At 63.2% G+C, this 15,598-nt stretch carries 15 protein-coding genes; 8 read left to right on the forward strand and 7 right to left on the reverse strand.

The genetic code is table 11. The annotated features are described in order from the left end of the window. Positions 1–4 precede the first annotated feature (4 nt). From BSG08_RS04280 to BSG08_RS04295, 4 genes are all read right to left on the reverse strand, one after another. The gene (locus BSG08_RS04280; RefSeq protein ID WP_093032594.1) at positions 5–622 is read right to left on the reverse strand and encodes a hypothetical protein; all 618 of its coding nucleotides are present in this window, start codon (positions 620–622) and stop codon (positions 5–7) included. 1 nt (position 623) lies between these two features. Then, entirely contained in the window at positions 624–1,916 is a 1,293-nt protein-coding gene (locus BSG08_RS04285) for an ABC transporter substrate-binding protein (protein WP_093032596.1), read from the reverse strand. A gap of 96 nt (positions 1,917–2,012) precedes the next feature. Beyond that, the gene (locus tag BSG08_RS04290) at positions 2,013–3,440 is read right to left on the reverse strand and encodes a hypothetical protein (RefSeq protein WP_245770590.1); all 1,428 of its coding nucleotides are present in this window, start codon (positions 3,438–3,440) and stop codon (positions 2,013–2,015) included. 361 nt (positions 3,441–3,801) lie between these two features. After that, positions 3,802–5,661, reverse strand: a complete 1,860-nt coding sequence (locus BSG08_RS04295) for an MSCRAMM family adhesin (protein ID WP_093032600.1) — start codon at positions 5,659–5,661, stop codon at positions 3,802–3,804. Between the two features lie 233 nt (positions 5,662–5,894). On the opposite strand from BSG08_RS04295, the gene BSG08_RS04300 reads away from it, so the two are divergent. Together BSG08_RS04300 and BSG08_RS04305 are read left to right on the forward strand one after the other, a co-directional pair. Then, complete coding sequence (locus tag BSG08_RS04300; RefSeq protein ID WP_093032606.1) at positions 5,895–6,578, forward strand: thiamine diphosphokinase; 684 nt, start codon at positions 5,895–5,897, stop codon at positions 6,576–6,578. Between the two features lie 13 nt (positions 6,579–6,591). Then, a complete protein-coding gene (locus BSG08_RS04305) occupies positions 6,592–8,226 on the forward strand; it encodes an MFS transporter (RefSeq protein WP_093033298.1) in 1,635 nt (544 codons plus the stop codon). Positions 8,227–8,251: 25 nt separating this feature from the next. On the opposite strand, the gene BSG08_RS04310 is transcribed toward BSG08_RS04305, so the two are convergent. Genes BSG08_RS04310 through BSG08_RS04320 form a run of 3 tightly spaced genes read right to left on the reverse strand, consistent with a single transcriptional unit; the run spans position 8,252 to position 10,495 of the window. Further along, positions 8,252–9,571 carry an MATE family efflux transporter gene (locus tag BSG08_RS04310; RefSeq protein ID WP_093032609.1) on the reverse strand — a complete coding sequence of 440 codons (1,320 nt, stop codon included), beginning with the start codon at positions 9,569–9,571 and terminating at the stop codon, positions 8,252–8,254. Then, the gene (locus BSG08_RS04315) at positions 9,564–10,073 is read right to left on the reverse strand and encodes a PaaI family thioesterase (protein ID WP_093032612.1); all 510 of its coding nucleotides are present in this window, start codon (positions 10,071–10,073) and stop codon (positions 9,564–9,566) included. Before BSG08_RS04315 ends, BSG08_RS04310 begins: the two co-directional genes overlap by 8 nt. Next, positions 10,073–10,495 (reverse strand): PaaI family thioesterase, encoded by a 423-nt coding sequence (locus BSG08_RS04320; protein WP_093032615.1) that lies wholly within the window; start codon positions 10,493–10,495, stop codon positions 10,073–10,075. Before BSG08_RS04320 ends, BSG08_RS04315 begins: the two co-directional genes overlap by 1 nt. Before the next feature lie 118 nt (positions 10,496–10,613). Between BSG08_RS04320 and BSG08_RS04325 the strand changes: the two genes are divergently transcribed. The 6 genes from BSG08_RS04325 to BSG08_RS04350 all read left to right on the forward strand — a co-directional run bounded on the left by BSG08_RS04325 (position 10,614) and on the right by BSG08_RS04350 (position 15,589). Further along, positions 10,614–10,982 carry a MerR family transcriptional regulator gene (locus BSG08_RS04325; RefSeq protein WP_093032617.1) on the forward strand — a complete coding sequence of 123 codons (369 nt, stop codon included), beginning with the start codon at positions 10,614–10,616 and terminating at the stop codon, positions 10,980–10,982. A gap of 171 nt (positions 10,983–11,153) precedes the next feature. Continuing rightward, entirely contained in the window at positions 11,154–11,555 is a 402-nt protein-coding gene (locus tag BSG08_RS04330) for a MerR family transcriptional regulator (RefSeq protein WP_093033301.1), read from the forward strand. Between the two features lie 33 nt (positions 11,556–11,588). Then, a complete protein-coding gene (locus BSG08_RS04335; RefSeq protein WP_093032619.1) occupies positions 11,589–13,367 on the forward strand; it encodes an acyl-CoA dehydrogenase C-terminal domain-containing protein in 1,779 nt (592 codons plus the stop codon). Between the two features lie 26 nt (positions 13,368–13,393). Beyond that, positions 13,394–13,606 (forward strand): hypothetical protein, encoded by a 213-nt coding sequence (locus BSG08_RS04340; RefSeq protein WP_093032621.1) that lies wholly within the window; start codon positions 13,394–13,396, stop codon positions 13,604–13,606. Positions 13,607–13,617: 11 nt separating this feature from the next. Continuing rightward, complete coding sequence (locus BSG08_RS04345) at positions 13,618–14,754, forward strand: acyl-CoA dehydrogenase family protein (protein WP_093032623.1); 1,137 nt, start codon at positions 13,618–13,620, stop codon at positions 14,752–14,754. Between the two features lie 199 nt (positions 14,755–14,953). Continuing rightward, on the forward strand, positions 14,954–15,589 hold the full coding sequence (locus tag BSG08_RS04350; protein ID WP_093032625.1) for a glutathione S-transferase family protein: 636 nt from the start codon (positions 14,954–14,956) through the stop codon (positions 15,587–15,589). The last annotated feature ends 9 nt before the right edge of the window (positions 15,590–15,598 follow it).

The following is a 15,598-nucleotide window of genomic DNA, read 5'->3' on the forward strand; positions in this document are numbered from 1 at the left end:
CTTCTCATTGCGCGGCGAACTCCAGCCCGCCCATCAGGATCCGATGATCCTCGGTCAGGGTCACGATCTGCCCGTGCCTGCGCTCCAGCGCGCGGGCCACCACCTCGTTGCGCGGCTCCCAGTTGTACATGGCATCGTCGGTCACCGGCACCCATGTCAGGCGCCCGCCCTTGCGCCAGGGATCGAGCACGATGCCCTCGTCGAAATCATCGCCCTTGCGACTGACGATCGCCGTGCTGTGCTCCAGCCGAAAGATATTCTCGGCATTTGCCACGGCGCGGTGCAGATCGAGCGTCTGGAACCTTTCCTGCTTAAGCCGGTCCTCCATGTCCCGCGCCCAGTGCCAGCACAGGCCGCGCGGTTTCAGACCCATGTTGACCTTGGTGTTGTGGATGATCGGCGGATCAGTGATCTGATACTCCAGTGCCAGCCGGTGCGTATGCTCATAGGCGATACGCGCCGCACGGCTGGCCTCTTCGGGGTCCACCTCCGGCCCCAAAGCACGGATTGCGGCCGCCAGCCGCGTCACCTCCTCGGCCTCGGGCTCTGGCGGGGGCGCACCGCATCCCGCCAGAGCCGCAAGCGCCAGAGCCCAGAAAATCCGCAGAACGTTTCGCCGCATCTCAGAAGGCTTGCGTCGTGTAATCCACCTCGTCGGGATAGAGCGTGTCCTCGATCGAGGTCGTGTGCACCCGCACCAGCTGCCCGCCCTGCACCTGACTGATATATTGATGTCCAAAGACCTGATGCGTTTTACCGTTGAACCGTTTGGCCCCCTGCGGATGGTCGCGGCCCGCGGGCATGTCGGTCATCGCCTCCACCGCCTCGATCAATGCGGCGCGGTCCTGCGGACCGGCATAGCCCGAAGCCTCCATCCCCGCCTTGACCACATGCAGCGTTTCCCAACAGCCGAACATATGCGCGTAGGTCGAGACATCCCTGGCGTCGCTGACCGATGCGCCGCGATCGTCCACGCCGACCGCCTCGCGATAAAAGGTCTCATCCGCGCTCTCGTCGGGTTGCCTGTGGCGGCACATGCCCTCCCAGAAATAGCTGTTTTCCAGGAATTCAAGACCAGGGCTGTCGATCGCCACCGCTTCCAGACTATCGATAAAGCCAAAAAGCGCCGGTCCCTGGCCGCCAAAGAACTCTCCCAGTTCCTTGACAAAGGTCAGAACGGCGGGTCCGACCATCACGTGATAAAGCACCTCTGTGTCGCGCGGGATCTTGGGGAAATACTTGGTGAATGAGGTTTCCGCCGGCGGGATGGCGATATGTTCCAGAACCTCGCCGCCCTGCGCCTCGATCGCCGCGGTAAAGAAATCCCGGTGATCGTGACCGAATGCAAAATCCGGGAACACCATCGTGACCTTCCTGCCCAGGTTCTGCGCTACATAGGGGGCCATTGCCTGAACCTGACTCTTCACGTCGGTGATGCCCGGCTGCAAAGTGTAGCGGTTGAGCTTTCCGCTCGCCACGTGATGTCCCTCGGAGACCACGAAATAGGGCAGTTTCAGTTCGCCCGCGCGCGGGGCAGAACCGATTACCACATGGCTGAAAAGTGTACCGAACCCGATGTCACAGCCATGCTGGTTGGCGAATTTCTCGACCACCTCGGCGCCGCGCTTGGGATCAGTGCCGTCATCCTCGGCCACAATCTCGACCATCCGGCCATTGATGCCGCCACCCTCGTTGATCAGCTTTACCGCCGCCTGCGTGGTGCGATCATACCAGCGCCCATAGGCCGCGCCGATACCGGTACGATGCACCTGAAAGCCAACCTTGATCGGTGCTGCGGTCTGCGCATGGGTATAGCGCGCCCAGAGCGGCAGGCTCGCCCCTGCGGCAGCGCCCGCCAGCGTTTTCAGCGCAGCGCGCCGGGTTGTGCCCTTGAGGCCGGATTTCGGGGTGATCATCGGGACATCCTCCAACAGATCGTTGCACCACGGTCTCAGCGTGCCGGGTGCGCGCAGTCTGCGCAAGCCCCGATGCCTTGTCCAGCATTTTGCGCCTCATGCCCCGCGCGGCGCGGCCAGAAGCCACAGACCGAACACCGTATAGGCGATCATGAAAGCCGCAAGCGGTGCCTGTCCCAGCACCGCCCGCCGGGCACCACGCCCCGTGCGCATCGCCAGCGCATGCGCCAGAAGGATCGCGATGACATGCCCCGCCACCACCACACCGGCCTGCCCCAGCCAGATCAGCCGCACCGGGCCGGGCGTGTTGAGAAACCCTGTGGTAACATGCACATGCCCCAGTCCCAGCGCATTGCTCAGCGCCGCGAGCACATATTGCCCGTCCACCAGAAACGCCGTTAGGTAATGCGCGATGTGATAGGCCAGCGCGATCGGCAGGATGGTAGGTGCATAAAAACAGAACAGCGCGCGCAGCGATGCCTGCCCACCGGCGATCCGCTCGCCCAGCCACAGGCACGCAGCAAAGGCGGCGACCAGGGCTGCATTAGCGGCCATGAGGCCCAGCAGATTGGGCAGCACAACCGCCGAGCGTCCGGGAAATTCCAGCGGGTTGAGCCCCAGCACGCCCAGCCACCAGAAGGTCTCGTTGAGTCCGTCAAAGCTGCCGCTGCCCAGCATCACGAGAATGAACACCGCCAGCCCGGCACCCGCCTTTGGCGCCGCCAGCACCTGCCAACCGGGCAGCCCCAGCGCCAGCCTGCCGCCCGCGCGCCCGGCGATGCCCATCCGGGCATAGGCGCGCATCAGCACCGTCACAGCTTCGGCGCGCAACAGCCAGGCGGGGCCGAACGCCAGCAGCCCGACCAGCATCGCACACCAGTAAAGCCCGACCGCCATTGCCAGTCGCCCCGGATCGGCAGGGGCGGGATCGGCCAGCAAAAACCCGGCGAATCCCAACAGCCCCAAAACCCCCGACCAGTGGCCTGCCCTGCGCGGATACCGCAACGGTGCGCGCCATCCCGTGATCCGACGCATTATCGCGGCAGGCCCGGTCCATGGGTTGATCCCGCGCCAGAGATCGCCCCAGAGCCCCTGCGCGCTGACCAGCCCGATCCAGAACACCACCCAGATCACCAGGGGCAAGGGGTTGACCAGCGGATCGCGCGTGCCCGCCAGCCCGCGCCAGACCAGCCAGCCCAGCAGCAGCGCCGCCAGAACGCTTGCCGCATGCCGCACCCTCGGGCGCATCCATGGCACCGGCGCGGGGCGGAACAGCGCCTCCGCCAAGCCGCCGGGCAGAACCGCCAGCAAGACCACCGTCAGCGCCACCGTGACGCCCCCGGCAGCGATATATACATCCGTCGGCAACAACAGCACAAAGCCCTGCTCGGACGCATGCGCCCAGAGCGTCCCCGCCATCAGCGCCAGACATATCCCGCTCAGCGCGATCACCCGCATGCGCCCGCCCCTCTCGCCAGTGCCCGCCCGATCCTGACCCGCCCTCGCCAGGCGGGAGGCAATCATCGCTCCCGCAACGAAAGAACCGTGCGCCAGACTGCCGACAAAGGGCAAGGCCGAAAAACTCCGGGCAGGAGTCGCCGAACGCTCCGGAACCCGAGAGGGTACCAGGCAGGAAACAGGCGGCGGAGTTCTGGCGCGCCAGCTTCTATGTCGAAGGCGATGGAGGATTATGACCACTTCCGGATGACATGTAATACATGACATGTCATGGCGGTCAGGCACCAAGGGTCGGGACAGGGAATCACCGGAGAGGCGTCGCTGAACGCTCCAGAGTCCGATAGGGGATCGGGCGCGATTCTATCGGCGTGTTTACTCCGCCCCCCGGTCCCTGACCGGGGGCTTTCTTTTACTGCCAGGGATCCACTCAGCCCGCCTGCCGCTTGCCCTGCCCGCGGAATTCGGTCAGCTCGGTCACGGAAAACCGCCCGCCCGATAGCTTTTGCAGCTTGCCTTCGCGCAACAGTTGTCCGAACGAACGCAGCCCATCCTCGCGCGAATACGATTCCGCCTCGACTTCCCTGAGTTTGCCCATCAGCATCGGACGCGAAAATTGCGGGCGTCCTTCCACATCCGCGAGATAGGCGGCGGCCGCTTCCAGCAGGTCGGGCAGGCGCGCGGCTCCCACCTCCTCGGCAAAGGCCGAAAAGCCGCTGTCGATCTGCACGCTTTCTACATCGCCGCGCATTCCCGATCCTGCGACGCGCCGGGGCCGGATCGGCTCGCGGGGGGTGTCGATACGCTGTTCCGCAACCAGCTTGAGTGGCGCAGGGCGTGCCTCTTCGGGTCGCATGCTGCGTTCGCCGTCTGACGACACCTGCGGTCGGCGCGGACGCACCACATTGGCAAGATCGCTGCGATAGGGTTTGTCGTCCACATCGCGGCGCAATTCGGAGCCGGCCTTGTGTTCGGCCCGTGTCGCCGCCACTGCCGCCCGCAGATGCTGAATCGCGTTGCGCCGCAAGCTCGAGGCAGGTGCCTCCAGCTGCGTGTCAGCCTCATCAAAAAACCGCATCAGATCCCCGGACTCTTCGGACTGCCCGAACTTTTGCCGATCCGGAGAAGATATTTCAGCCTCCGCTGCCTCAGTGTTGTCTATATCCTTGACCAGTTCGTCCGCATCCGTCTCTTCTTCGAAATCGGCATCATCTTCGGAAAGATCGTCCAATTCCGACTTCAGATCAGCCTCAATCTCGGCCAGTTCGCGCTGCAGCGCATCTTCATCCTCGGGCTCAAGCCCGGCCTGACCAGTGCTGAAGAGATTGCGGAGCGCATTCGTTGTCTCGGTCTCGTCCTCATCGAACAACTCGCTCGCCAGTCTGGCCTCAAACTCGTTTTCCTCGACGGCGGTCATAGCCTCGTCCGCCCCGGTGTCGGGCATGGCGTCCGCCAACAGCTCGGCCAGCGAATCCTCGAAATCGTCACGTTCTGGGGGCGCTGCGGCAGCGGAGGTATAATCCTCAGAGATATCAGCCTCTTGCGCCTCATCCTCCAGATCCGCATCGGCACGAAACCGCTCGGCCAGATCATCCGCGGCCAGCGCCGCATCCAGATCGTCGGCCGCACTGTCGAGGAAATCCTGCGCATGTTCGTCCTCGGAATATTCCTCGGTCTCGTCCTGCGCGCTTTCTGGCGCGACCGAGCGGATAAGACTCAGCTTGGCGGCGATGCTGTCGCTGTCGTCGACCAGGTCCGGATGGTCCTCTGCCGCGTCCTGCGCATCAGCCTCCGCCGTGTCAGCTTCGTCTTCCGTGATCGGTTCCGGGGCCTCATCCTCGGCCACAACCGCTATTGGCTCCGGCGTGCCCTCCATCTCGGATTCCGCGTCGCTCTCTCCCTCGTCCGATGCCGTCTCAACCGGCTCATTCTCGGCTTCTGCAGCAGTTTCATGCAACTCGGGTTCTGCCGGGGACTCAGCGGGCTTGGCGGGTGCGGCCGCAGCCTCCGCCGCCGCTTCCCGCTCCGTCTCGTCGGGTTCATCGGGTCCGGCCTCGGGGGACTGCTCTGCCTGCCTGGTCTCGGTGGCGGCCTGCGCGGCGTTCATCAGCGCCTGTGTTGTTTCCGCGCGCAGGACAATCCGGCCATGCTCTTCATGCGCCTGAACGCGCCGGGAGATCTCTCGCTCGGCGATCCGGGCCAGCATGTCGGCGTCGGGGGTTGGCGGTTCGGCTCCGAAATAGCGGTCATCCGCGGCCAGATCGCGGAAGTATTCCGCAATTGCCTTCATCGTCTCGAAAGAATCATCAAACCCTTCCAGCGTACATGAAAACGTACCGTATGAGACCGTCAGGATCTTACTTGAACCAACCATATTCAATGCTCGCTTTGCCAATCTGCAACAACTGGGTTTACCATGACACCCACGTCGAAAGAGGCCCGATTCTTGGAATTTTACCGTATCATTTCATGGTTAGAATGTGACATCTACTTGGTTAAGGCAACGATAAGAGGCGGGGGATCATGATTGTTCGCGAAACGGAACCAGTCACCCTGATTGGTGGTGCCACAGTCTGCCCCGCGGCCCTCGAACGCGCTCGCAGACTCGCCCCCGTGATTATCGCCGCAGATGGCGGTGCCGATGCCGCGCTGGCGCATGATACCATGCCCGGCGCGGTGATCGGTGACTTCGACAGCATATCAGATCACGCGCGGGCGCGCATCCCCTACTCGGCCCAGCATCCGATGTCCGATCAGGACACGACCGACTTCGACAAATGCCTTGCAAATGTCTCGGCCCCCCTGATCATCGGTGTGGGCTTTTCGGGCGACCGGCTCGATCACCAGCTGGCGGCCTGCAACAGCCTCATACGCCACCCCTGGCAGCGCTGCATCCTTCTGGGGCGCGAAGAACTGGTGTTTCTCTGCCCGCCCTCGCTCAGCCTGCCGCTGGAGTCCGGCTGTCCCGTCTCGCTCTTTCCCATGGGCGCGGTCGAGGGTATCTCGGATGGGCTGAGATGGCCGATAGGCGGGGTGAACTTTGCTCCCGACGGGCGCAGCGGCACCTCGAACGCGGCGCTCGGGCCGATATCCCTGTCGCTCACCGCGCCCAAGATGCTGGTGATCCTGCCTGAAACCACTCTCGAACTGGCCGCCCGCGCCCTGATCGACACACCGGCCCGCTGGCCGGGAACCGCCACGCCCTAGAATGCATACCCCGATGACCCCGGCAAAACTCTTCGCCACCTGGTTCGACGCGGTTGTGTTCGATCTCGGGCGGCAAATGCGCTGGACCTTCCTGCCGCCGCTGATGGTCTATTTCGCCGCCGGTTTCTCGGGCCTGACGATGATCGTCGGCACGTTCTTCGTAAAGGAATACCTCGATCTTTCCGCCGCCTTTCTCGCCGGTCTCGCCTTCTGGGCCGGGTTGCCCTGGGCGCTCAAGATGCCGCTGGGGCACCTGGTCGATATCGTCTGGCGCTGGAAATGGCTGTTGGTCTACCTTGGGGCGGGGCTGATCGGCCTGTCGGTGTTTATCATGTATCTGCTTCTGACGCAGACCGAAATGATGACCGCGATCATGCCGATGAGCGCGTGGTACATCACCTCCTACCTGCTCGCGCCCTCCGGCCTTGTGATCCAGGATGCCGTGGCCGACGCAATGTCAGTCGAGGCGGTCCCGCGCTTTGACGAAGCGGGCCGAGCGATCCCGCCCGAACAGTCCCGCGCCATGCACACCACCATGCAGACCCTTGGCCGCTTTGCATTGATCTCCGGCACCGTAGCGGTGGCGATGCTCAACATCTACATGTTTTCGGGGATCGAGGCTCTCGACGCAGAGGCCAAGCGCGCGACCTACGCCACGATCTATCTCACCGCGCTTCTGATCCCTCTCGTTTCGGTTTCGGGCGTGGTTCTTGCCGCCGTGCAGAAATACCGCCTGCGCCTTGGCCTGCTGACGCGCGGCCTGTCGGCGGCCGAGGCCAACACCCTGTTTGAACGCCCGGACGAGAAGACCACACCGAACCCATGGTATTTCATCGGCGGGGCGGGGTTTGTCGCGCTCTCGCTCACCATCGGCCTCAGCAATATCGCCTTCGGGCAAGAGATGATCTTTGCCGGGTCCATGCTGATCGTGCTGCTGCTCATGCGTCAATTGCTGTCGGTGCTTGACCCGGCGCAGGCCCGCGCCCTGATCGGCACCGCAATCATCATCTTCATCTTTCGCGCCACGCCACGGGTAGGGGATGGCTATACCTGGTTTTCCATTGACGTTCTGGGGTTTGACCAGCAATTCCTCTCGGTGCTCTCGCTCATCGCCTCGGTGCTGACGCTTGTCGGCATGATGATCCTGCGCCCGCTCATCGCCAATCACACGATCGTCTTTATCATCGTGATCCTGACGGTGGCGGGGGCTGTGCTGTCGCTGCCGAATATCGGGCTGTATTACGGAATTCAGGATGTAACCGCGCCGCTGACCGGGGGCGTGGTCGATGCACGCTTCATCGCGATCATGGATACGGCGCTCGAATCGCCTCTCGGGCAGATCGCGATGATCCCGATGCTGGCCTGGATCGCGCGCAATGCGCCCGGCAATCTCAAGGCCACGTTCTTTGCCGTCATGGCTTCGTTTACAAACCTGGCGCTGTCGGCCAGTTCGCTCTTTACCAGGTATCTCAACGAGATCCTTGTCATCACCCGCGAGGTGACCGATCCCGCCAGCGGTCAGATCACCACGCCCGCCGATTACACCGATCTCGGGATCCTGCTGATCCTGGTGACGCTGATCACCGTTGGCCTGCCGCTCCTTGCGGTTTACGCCGTGCAGAATTCCCGTCTCCGAAGCCGCGACTGACCTGCGCGGCATCCCTGCGGGACGCCTATCGCACCGTCGCCCGCTCCAGCGCGGGATAGCGCAGGGCCAGCGTCATGCCGCGCGCTACATAGCTGATCAGCAGCGCCACCCACAGCCCGTGATTGCCGATCAACGGCACCAGAGCGATCACCGAAATCACATAGATCACAAGGCTGACCGCCATCATGTTGCGCATGTCCCGTGTGCGTGTGGCGCCGATGAAGATGCCGTCGAACATCCATGCTGCCAGCCCAAGGATGGGCGCGAAAACCATGTAGATCAGATAGACGCGCGCCTCTTGTTGAACCTCATGCGCTTTGGCCATGAGGTCGATCAATGCCCCACCCCAGAGCGCGAATGCCACCGCCAGCAGCACGATGATGCCAAGTCCCCACTGGCTCGTCCGCAACGCGCCCTGCCGCAGGGCCGCGCGGTTCCTTGCCCCCACCGCCTGCCCAACCAGCGCCTCGGCGGCAAAGGCAAAACCGTCGAGCGCATGCGCAGTGATGTGCAGGAACTGCAACAGCACCTGATTGGCCGCCAGGGTCACATCGCCGAAATCGCTGCCCAGAAACAGGAACGAGATGACAATGCCCTCCAGCATCAATGATCTGAGCAGAATATCGGTATTGACCGAGGCCATGTTTCTAAGCCGCTCCGGATCGAACACCCGTGGCCAGTCCCGCCATGCAGGAACCCCAAAGGCATCCCGGCAGAACCAGAAACCCAGCGCCAGACCGCCCCATTCCGCCAGAACCGTCGCCCGCGCAACCCCCGCCACGCCCCAGTCCAGCCCCAGCACGAACCACAGGTCCAGCAGGATGTTGATACCGTTCATCAACACCTGAATGGCCAGCACCGCGCGCGTGCGCTCCTGCGCGATCAGCCAGCCGGTCATGCCGAAAAGCGCGATCATCGCCGGCGCGCTCCACACCCGGATGGCCATATACTGCCGGGCAAGCGTCTCGACCTCGTCGCTGGCCGGGGCAAGCTGAAAGGCGGCCCAGAAAACCGGAGCCTGCAGGATGATGATGACCAGCCCCCCGGCAAACCCGATCATCAGCGCGCGCGTGAGCAGGGCCGCCACCTCGCCCACCTGCCCGGCCCCATGCGCCTGACTGGTCAGCCCGGTCGTGCCCATCCGCAGAAAGCCGAAGATCCAGTAGATTCCGGTCAGGATCACCGCACCGATCCCCACCGCACCGATCGGCGCGGCAAGACCCAGCTGTCCGACAACCCCGGTATCCACAGCGCCCAGGATCGGCACCGTGGCGTTCGAGATCACGATGGGCAGCGCTATTTTCAGAACCCTGCCATGCGTGATCGACCGGACCGCCTCAGCCATCCCGGCGCGGCATCAGGAAATGCCCCGTCGCCTGTGCAAAGGGCCGCCCGCGATTGTCCTGCCAGGCCTCGACATGCACGCTGGCGTAGCGGCGGCCGGATCGGTTGACCTGCGCCCGCGCATAGGCATCGCGCGGTAGGCCGGAACGCAGGTAATCCACGGTGAAATCAATGGTTTTCGGCAGGCGCGGCAGGGCGCCGCCGACAATCGCCTCGGGATCGAACGCGCCGCTTTCGATCTCTTCCCAGAGCATCCCCCAACTGAGGCCGATGATCGCCGTGATCTCGAGAAACGCCGCCGTCGCGCCGCCATGCAGCGCAGGCAGCAGTGGATTGCCAATCAGCTTGTCGTCATAAGGCATGATCGCGGTCAGCTCATCGCCGCGCCGGTCGAACGCGACCCCCAGAAAACGGATATAGGGCACACCCTGCACCAGCGCATTGAGCGCCGCGTCGCGCCGCTGCTTGATCACCTGTACGGGTTCGGGACGGGGCCGCGCCATCACTTGCCCTCCACGGTGAAGGTGCCGGTCGCGGTCGCCACCGGCAGCGTGTCGTCGTCATCGGTCGCCCGCGCCCGCACAAAGGCCACGGACCGGGTGATGTGATAGCATTCCGCATGCGCGCGAATCATCTGCCCCGGCGTCGCCGGGCGCATGTAGTCGATACGCAGGTCGATTGTCGCCGTCCCGCCGGGCGAGGCCGGATGGCTCATCGCCGCCGCCCCGCAGCAGGTGTCCATCAGGGCCGAGATCGCCCCGCCATGAATCACCCCCGTCTCGGGATCACCAATGAACCGGGCGTCATAATCCATCTCGATATCCGCCCTGCCCTCGCTCACATGCGTAAGCCGCATGCCAAGCGCGCGGGAATGCGGAATCGCCTCCATGAACTGCTTGGCGATCTTGCTCTTCTGGTCGCTCATCCTTGTCCCCGCAGGTCACCTCCTGCCCTTTATGAGCCGGATTTTACCGGACCTGCAAGAGCGGCAGTTGCGCTCTTTCCGGCTTGCTCCTAACCTCTGAACCGAAGGGGGCGCGCCCATGACGGAAAAACGACTGTCCTTCAAGGAAATGTGCGCGGCATACGATGTCACGCCGCGTACGCTCCGCTATTACGAATACATCGAACTGCTCCAGCCCGAGCGCGAGGGCCGCGCGCGTTACTATGGCCCGCGCGAGCGTGCCCGCATGACCCTGATTTTGCGCGGCCGGAAATTCGGTTTCGCGCTCGAGGAAATCCGCCAGTGGCTGCTGATCTATGAAAACGAGGGCACCGACGCGCAGATGCGCAGCTGGATCGCACTTGCCGACCGGCAGCTTGAGGAACTGGCAGAGCAGCGCGCGCAGCTGGATCAGGCAATGGCCGAACTGAAACAGCTGCGCGACGAGACCGAGGCCGGTCTCGACTGATCGTCTGCCCGCCGGGGAAACAAAGTTGTCCGCAGCCCCCACTGACCTTGCCTGATCTTACGTCAACCTGAAAGTGACGTGACGTAGCAGTTACGTAAAGCAATCCGATTGTTGTAACCAAACGTCATGATCCGCAGATTGTCCGCAAAACCTGCGACAAAGGGCAAACCGATGACCGACGATACAATGACAATCCGCCAGATGTGCGAGGCATTCGACGTAACCCCCCGCACCTTGCGGTTCTACGAGGCCAAGGAACTGCTCTCGCCCCGGCGAATCGGGCAGCGGCGGCTCTTTACCCGGCGCGACCGGGCCCGCCTCAAGCTCATCCTGCGGGGCAAGCGCTTTGGCTTCAGCCTTGAAGAACTGCGCCAGCTGCTCGACCTCTACGACAAGGGCGACCAGCAATTCACCCAGATGTCCCGTGCCTACGAGGTGGCGCAGGAACGCCTGGCCGACATGGAAAGGCAGCGTGACGAACTCGATGCCGCAATCAAGGAGTTGCGCGAACAGATGATATGGGGCGAGCGCATGCTGGCCTCGCTCAGGACCAGCCGGAACGCAGCCGAATGATCCGGCGCGACAATTGATTTCAGGGAGAGATATATGCCTGTCTACACCGCCCCGACCCGCGACATGCAATTCATTCTGCATGAGGTTCTGAACGTATCGGCCTCGGACACCCCTGGCTATGCCGAGTTGGAGTCCGATTTCACCAGGGCCGTTCTGGAAGAGGCGGGCAAGCTCGCGTCAGAGGTGCTGTCGCCGCTCAACCCGGTGGGCGATTCCGAGGGTTGTCATCTGGAAAACGGTGTGGTGCGCACGCCCAGGGGTTTCAAGGCGGCCTTCGATCAGGTGCGGATGGGCGGCTGGACCGCGCTCGACCTGCCCGAGGAATTCGGCGGGCAGAACATGCCCTATATCCTCGGCACGGCGGTGGGCGAGATGTTCTCGGGCGCCAATCAGGCGTTCACCATGTATCAGGGTCTGACCCATGGCGCGGCCTCGGCGATCCTCGTGCACGGCACCGAAGAGCAAAAGCAAACCTATCTGCCGAAGATGGCCAATTGCGACTGGACCGGCACGATGAACCTGACCGAGCCGCATTGCGGCACCGATCTGGGGCTGATGCGCACCAAGGCCGAACCGCAGGGCGACAGCAGCTACAGGATCACCGGGCAGAAGATCTTTATCTCGGCGGGCGAACATGACATGGCCGAGAACATCATCCATCTTGTATTGGCCAGGATCCCCGGCGGGCCTGAGGGCATCAAGGGCGTCTCGCTCTTCATTGTGCCGAAGTTTCTTGTCAACGACGACGGCAGTCTGGGCGACCGAAACGGCGTGACCTGCGGCAAGATCGAGGAAAAGATGGGGATTCACGGCAACTCGACCTGTGTGATGAACTATGACGGCGCCACCGGCTGGCTCTTGGGCGAGGAACACAAGGGCATGCGCGCCATGTTCACAATGATGAACGAAGCGCGCATCGGCGTCGGCATGCAGGGTCTGGCACAGGCCGAGGTCGCCTATCAGAACGCGCTCGCCTATGCCAAGGACCGGCTTCAGGGCCGCGACGTGACCGGCGCTAAAAACCCCAATGGCCCCGCAGATCCGCTGATCGTGCATCCCGACATCCGCCGCTCGCTGATGGATCAAAAGAGCTTCATCGAGGGCGCGCGCGCCTTCATGCTCTGGGGCGCGGAACTGATCGACCGTTCGCACCGCGGCGGCGACGAGGCCGCCGAGGGGCTGATTTCTCTGATGACACCCGTCATCAAGGGCTTTCTCACCGATGAGGGTTACGACATGACCGTGCGCGCGCAGCAGGTCTATGGCGGGCATGGCTATATCGAGGAATGGGGCATGTCGCAATTCACCCGCGACGCCCGCATCGCGATGATCTACGAAGGTGCCAACGGCGTTCAGGCGCTCGATCTGGTGGGCCGCAAGCTGGCGCAGGATGGCGGCAAGCATGTCATGGCCTTCTTCGATCTGGTCAAGACCTTCCTCAAGGAGAACGAGGGCAACGAAGCGCTCAAGGTCGATTTCCTGGACCCGCTCAAGGCCGCTTCAAAAGACCTTCAGGCTGCGGGCATGTTCTTCATGCAGAACGGCATGAAGAACCCAAACGCCGCGCTTGCGGGCTCTTATGACTTCATGCACCTTTTCGGCCATGTCTGTCTGGGGCTGATGTGGGCCCGGATGGCCAGGGCGGCGCATGCGGCGCTGGCGGCCGGCACGTCTGACGAGGCCTTCTACAAGACCAAGCTGGCGACGGGACGCTTCTACATGAAACGCCGCCTGCCCGCGACCGCGCTGCACCTCGCCCGCATCCAGAGCGGGGCAGAGCCGGTAATGGCGCTGGAGGCCGAGGCGTTCTGAGCAAGACACGCAGGAGGGAGGACAAGATGCCGAAACGATTTCGCCTGACCCGCCGCTTCAACGCCGCGATGACCGAGGACGGCTATCGCCGGCTGCGAAAATTCGCAGCCGAGGCAGGGCTTGATGAAGGCGAGGCGCTGTCCTTTCTCTTCGAGAACTTCGACAGCGTGATCAATGAGGACACGTTCACGCACCGGCTGCGAATTTTCAATTCAGAGCTTGAGACGCGCAAACGCTGAGGGAGGGTTTCATGTCAGCCTGGATGACAGACGAGCATCAGATGCTCTCCGAAATGACCGCCAAGTTCATCGCCGATGAATGGCGCCCGCATTTCGAGCGCTGGCGCAAGGCCGGGATCATGGATCGCGAGATCTGGCAACAGGCCGGTGAACTGGGCCTGCTGTGCCCCTCGATCCCCGAGGAATATGGCGGCGCAGGCGGCGATTTCGGGCACGAGGCGGTGATCTGCATCGAACAGAGCCGCGCCAATCTGGCAAGCTGGGGCAACCCGATCCATTCCGGCATTGTCGCGCATTACATCCTCGCCTACGGGTCCGAAGAGCAGAAACACCGCTGGCTGCCCAGGATGGTCTCGGGCGAGATGGTCGGCGCGCTCGCCATGTCTGAGCCCGCCGCCGGATCGGACGTGCAGGGCATCAGGACGCGCGCGATACGCGACGGCAATGCCTACCGGCTCTCGGGGCAAAAGACATTCATCACCAATGGGCAGCACGCCGGCCTCATCATCGTCGCGGCCAAGACCGACCCCAAGGAAGGGGCAAAGGGCATCTCTCTGGTCGTGGTCGAAACCGACGGCGCGCAGGGCTTTGCGCGCGGGCGCAACCTGGAAAAGGTCGGGCTGCACGCGGGCGACACCTCGGAGCTTTTCTTCGACAATGTCGAGATCCCGCCCGAGAACATCCTGGGCGGCGAGGAGGGGCGCGGTTTCTACCAGATGATGCAGCAACTGCCGCAGGAACGCCTGATCATCGCCTGCGGCGCGCAGGGCGCGATGGAGGGCGCGGTCGAACGCACCATCGCTTACACAAAGGAACGGCAGGCCTTTGGCGGCCCGATCCTGCAATTCCAGAACACCCGGTTCAAACTGGCCGAATGCCAGACCAAAACCGCTGTCTGCCGCGCCTTTCTGGATGCATGCATCATGGAACATATGCGCGGCGAGCTCAGCGTCGAAAAGGCGGCGATGGTCAAATACTGGCTGACGGATGCACAGGGCGAGGTGCTGGACGAATGCCTGCAACTGCATGGCGGCTATGGCTACATGGCCGAATATGACATCGCCGAAATGTGGGCCGATGCCCGCGTGCAGCGCATCTACGGCGGCACCAACGAGATCATGAAGGAACTGATCGCGAGGGCGCTGTGATGCCCGCAACGTCGCATCCGCCCCTTGCCGCCGGACCGGGGGTTTCACACCCCCGGACCCCCGTGAGGTATTTTCCCCAAGAAGAAAACGCCGGATCGGTAAAGGACGCGCGGCGGCATGGCGCGGATCCGGCTGCTTCTTCTTGGTCCAAATACCCAGATCCGACGCCCGCCACAGGCGGCACGCAGAAAGGACGCACATGACGATCAGACTTCACTGCTTCGGCGAATCGGGCAATTCCTACAAGGCAGCCCTGGCGCTGGAACTGTCGGGCCTCGGATGGGAGCCGGTCTTTGTCGATTTCTTTGGCGGCGAGACGCGGGGCGATGCCTTTCGTCAGGTCAACGTCATGGGTGAGGCGCCCGTGCTGGTGGATGACGGCGTGACCTTGACGCAATCCGGCGTCATGCAGATGTATATTACGGAAAAGACGGGAAAATTCGGCGGCGAAACACCGCAGGAGGCGCGCGAGGTGATGCGCTGGATGTTCTGGGACAATCACAAGCTCAGCAGCCCGGCGGGCATGACCCGGTTCCTGATGAACTTTCTGCCCGCCGAGAAGCGCCCGGCAGAGGTCATCGCCTTTACCCAGGGCCGTCTCAGGGCTGCCTATACCGCGCTCGATACGCATCTTGCGGGGCGCGACTGGATCGTGGGCGATGGCCTCACCAATGCCGATCTCTCCTGCTGCGGCTATCTGTTCTACCCCGAGCCCTTCGGCTTTGACCGCGCCGACTGGCCCAATATCGACCGGTGGCTGACCAATGTCAGCCAGACCCCCGGCTGGAAACATCCCTATGACCTGATGCCCGGCAGTCCCGCCGACCGCGCCTGAACGAAGGAG

This window comes from Roseovarius azorensis, from assembly GCF_900109455.1.
GTDB classification, from domain to species: Bacteria; Pseudomonadota; Alphaproteobacteria; order Rhodobacterales; family Rhodobacteraceae; genus Roseovarius; species Roseovarius azorensis.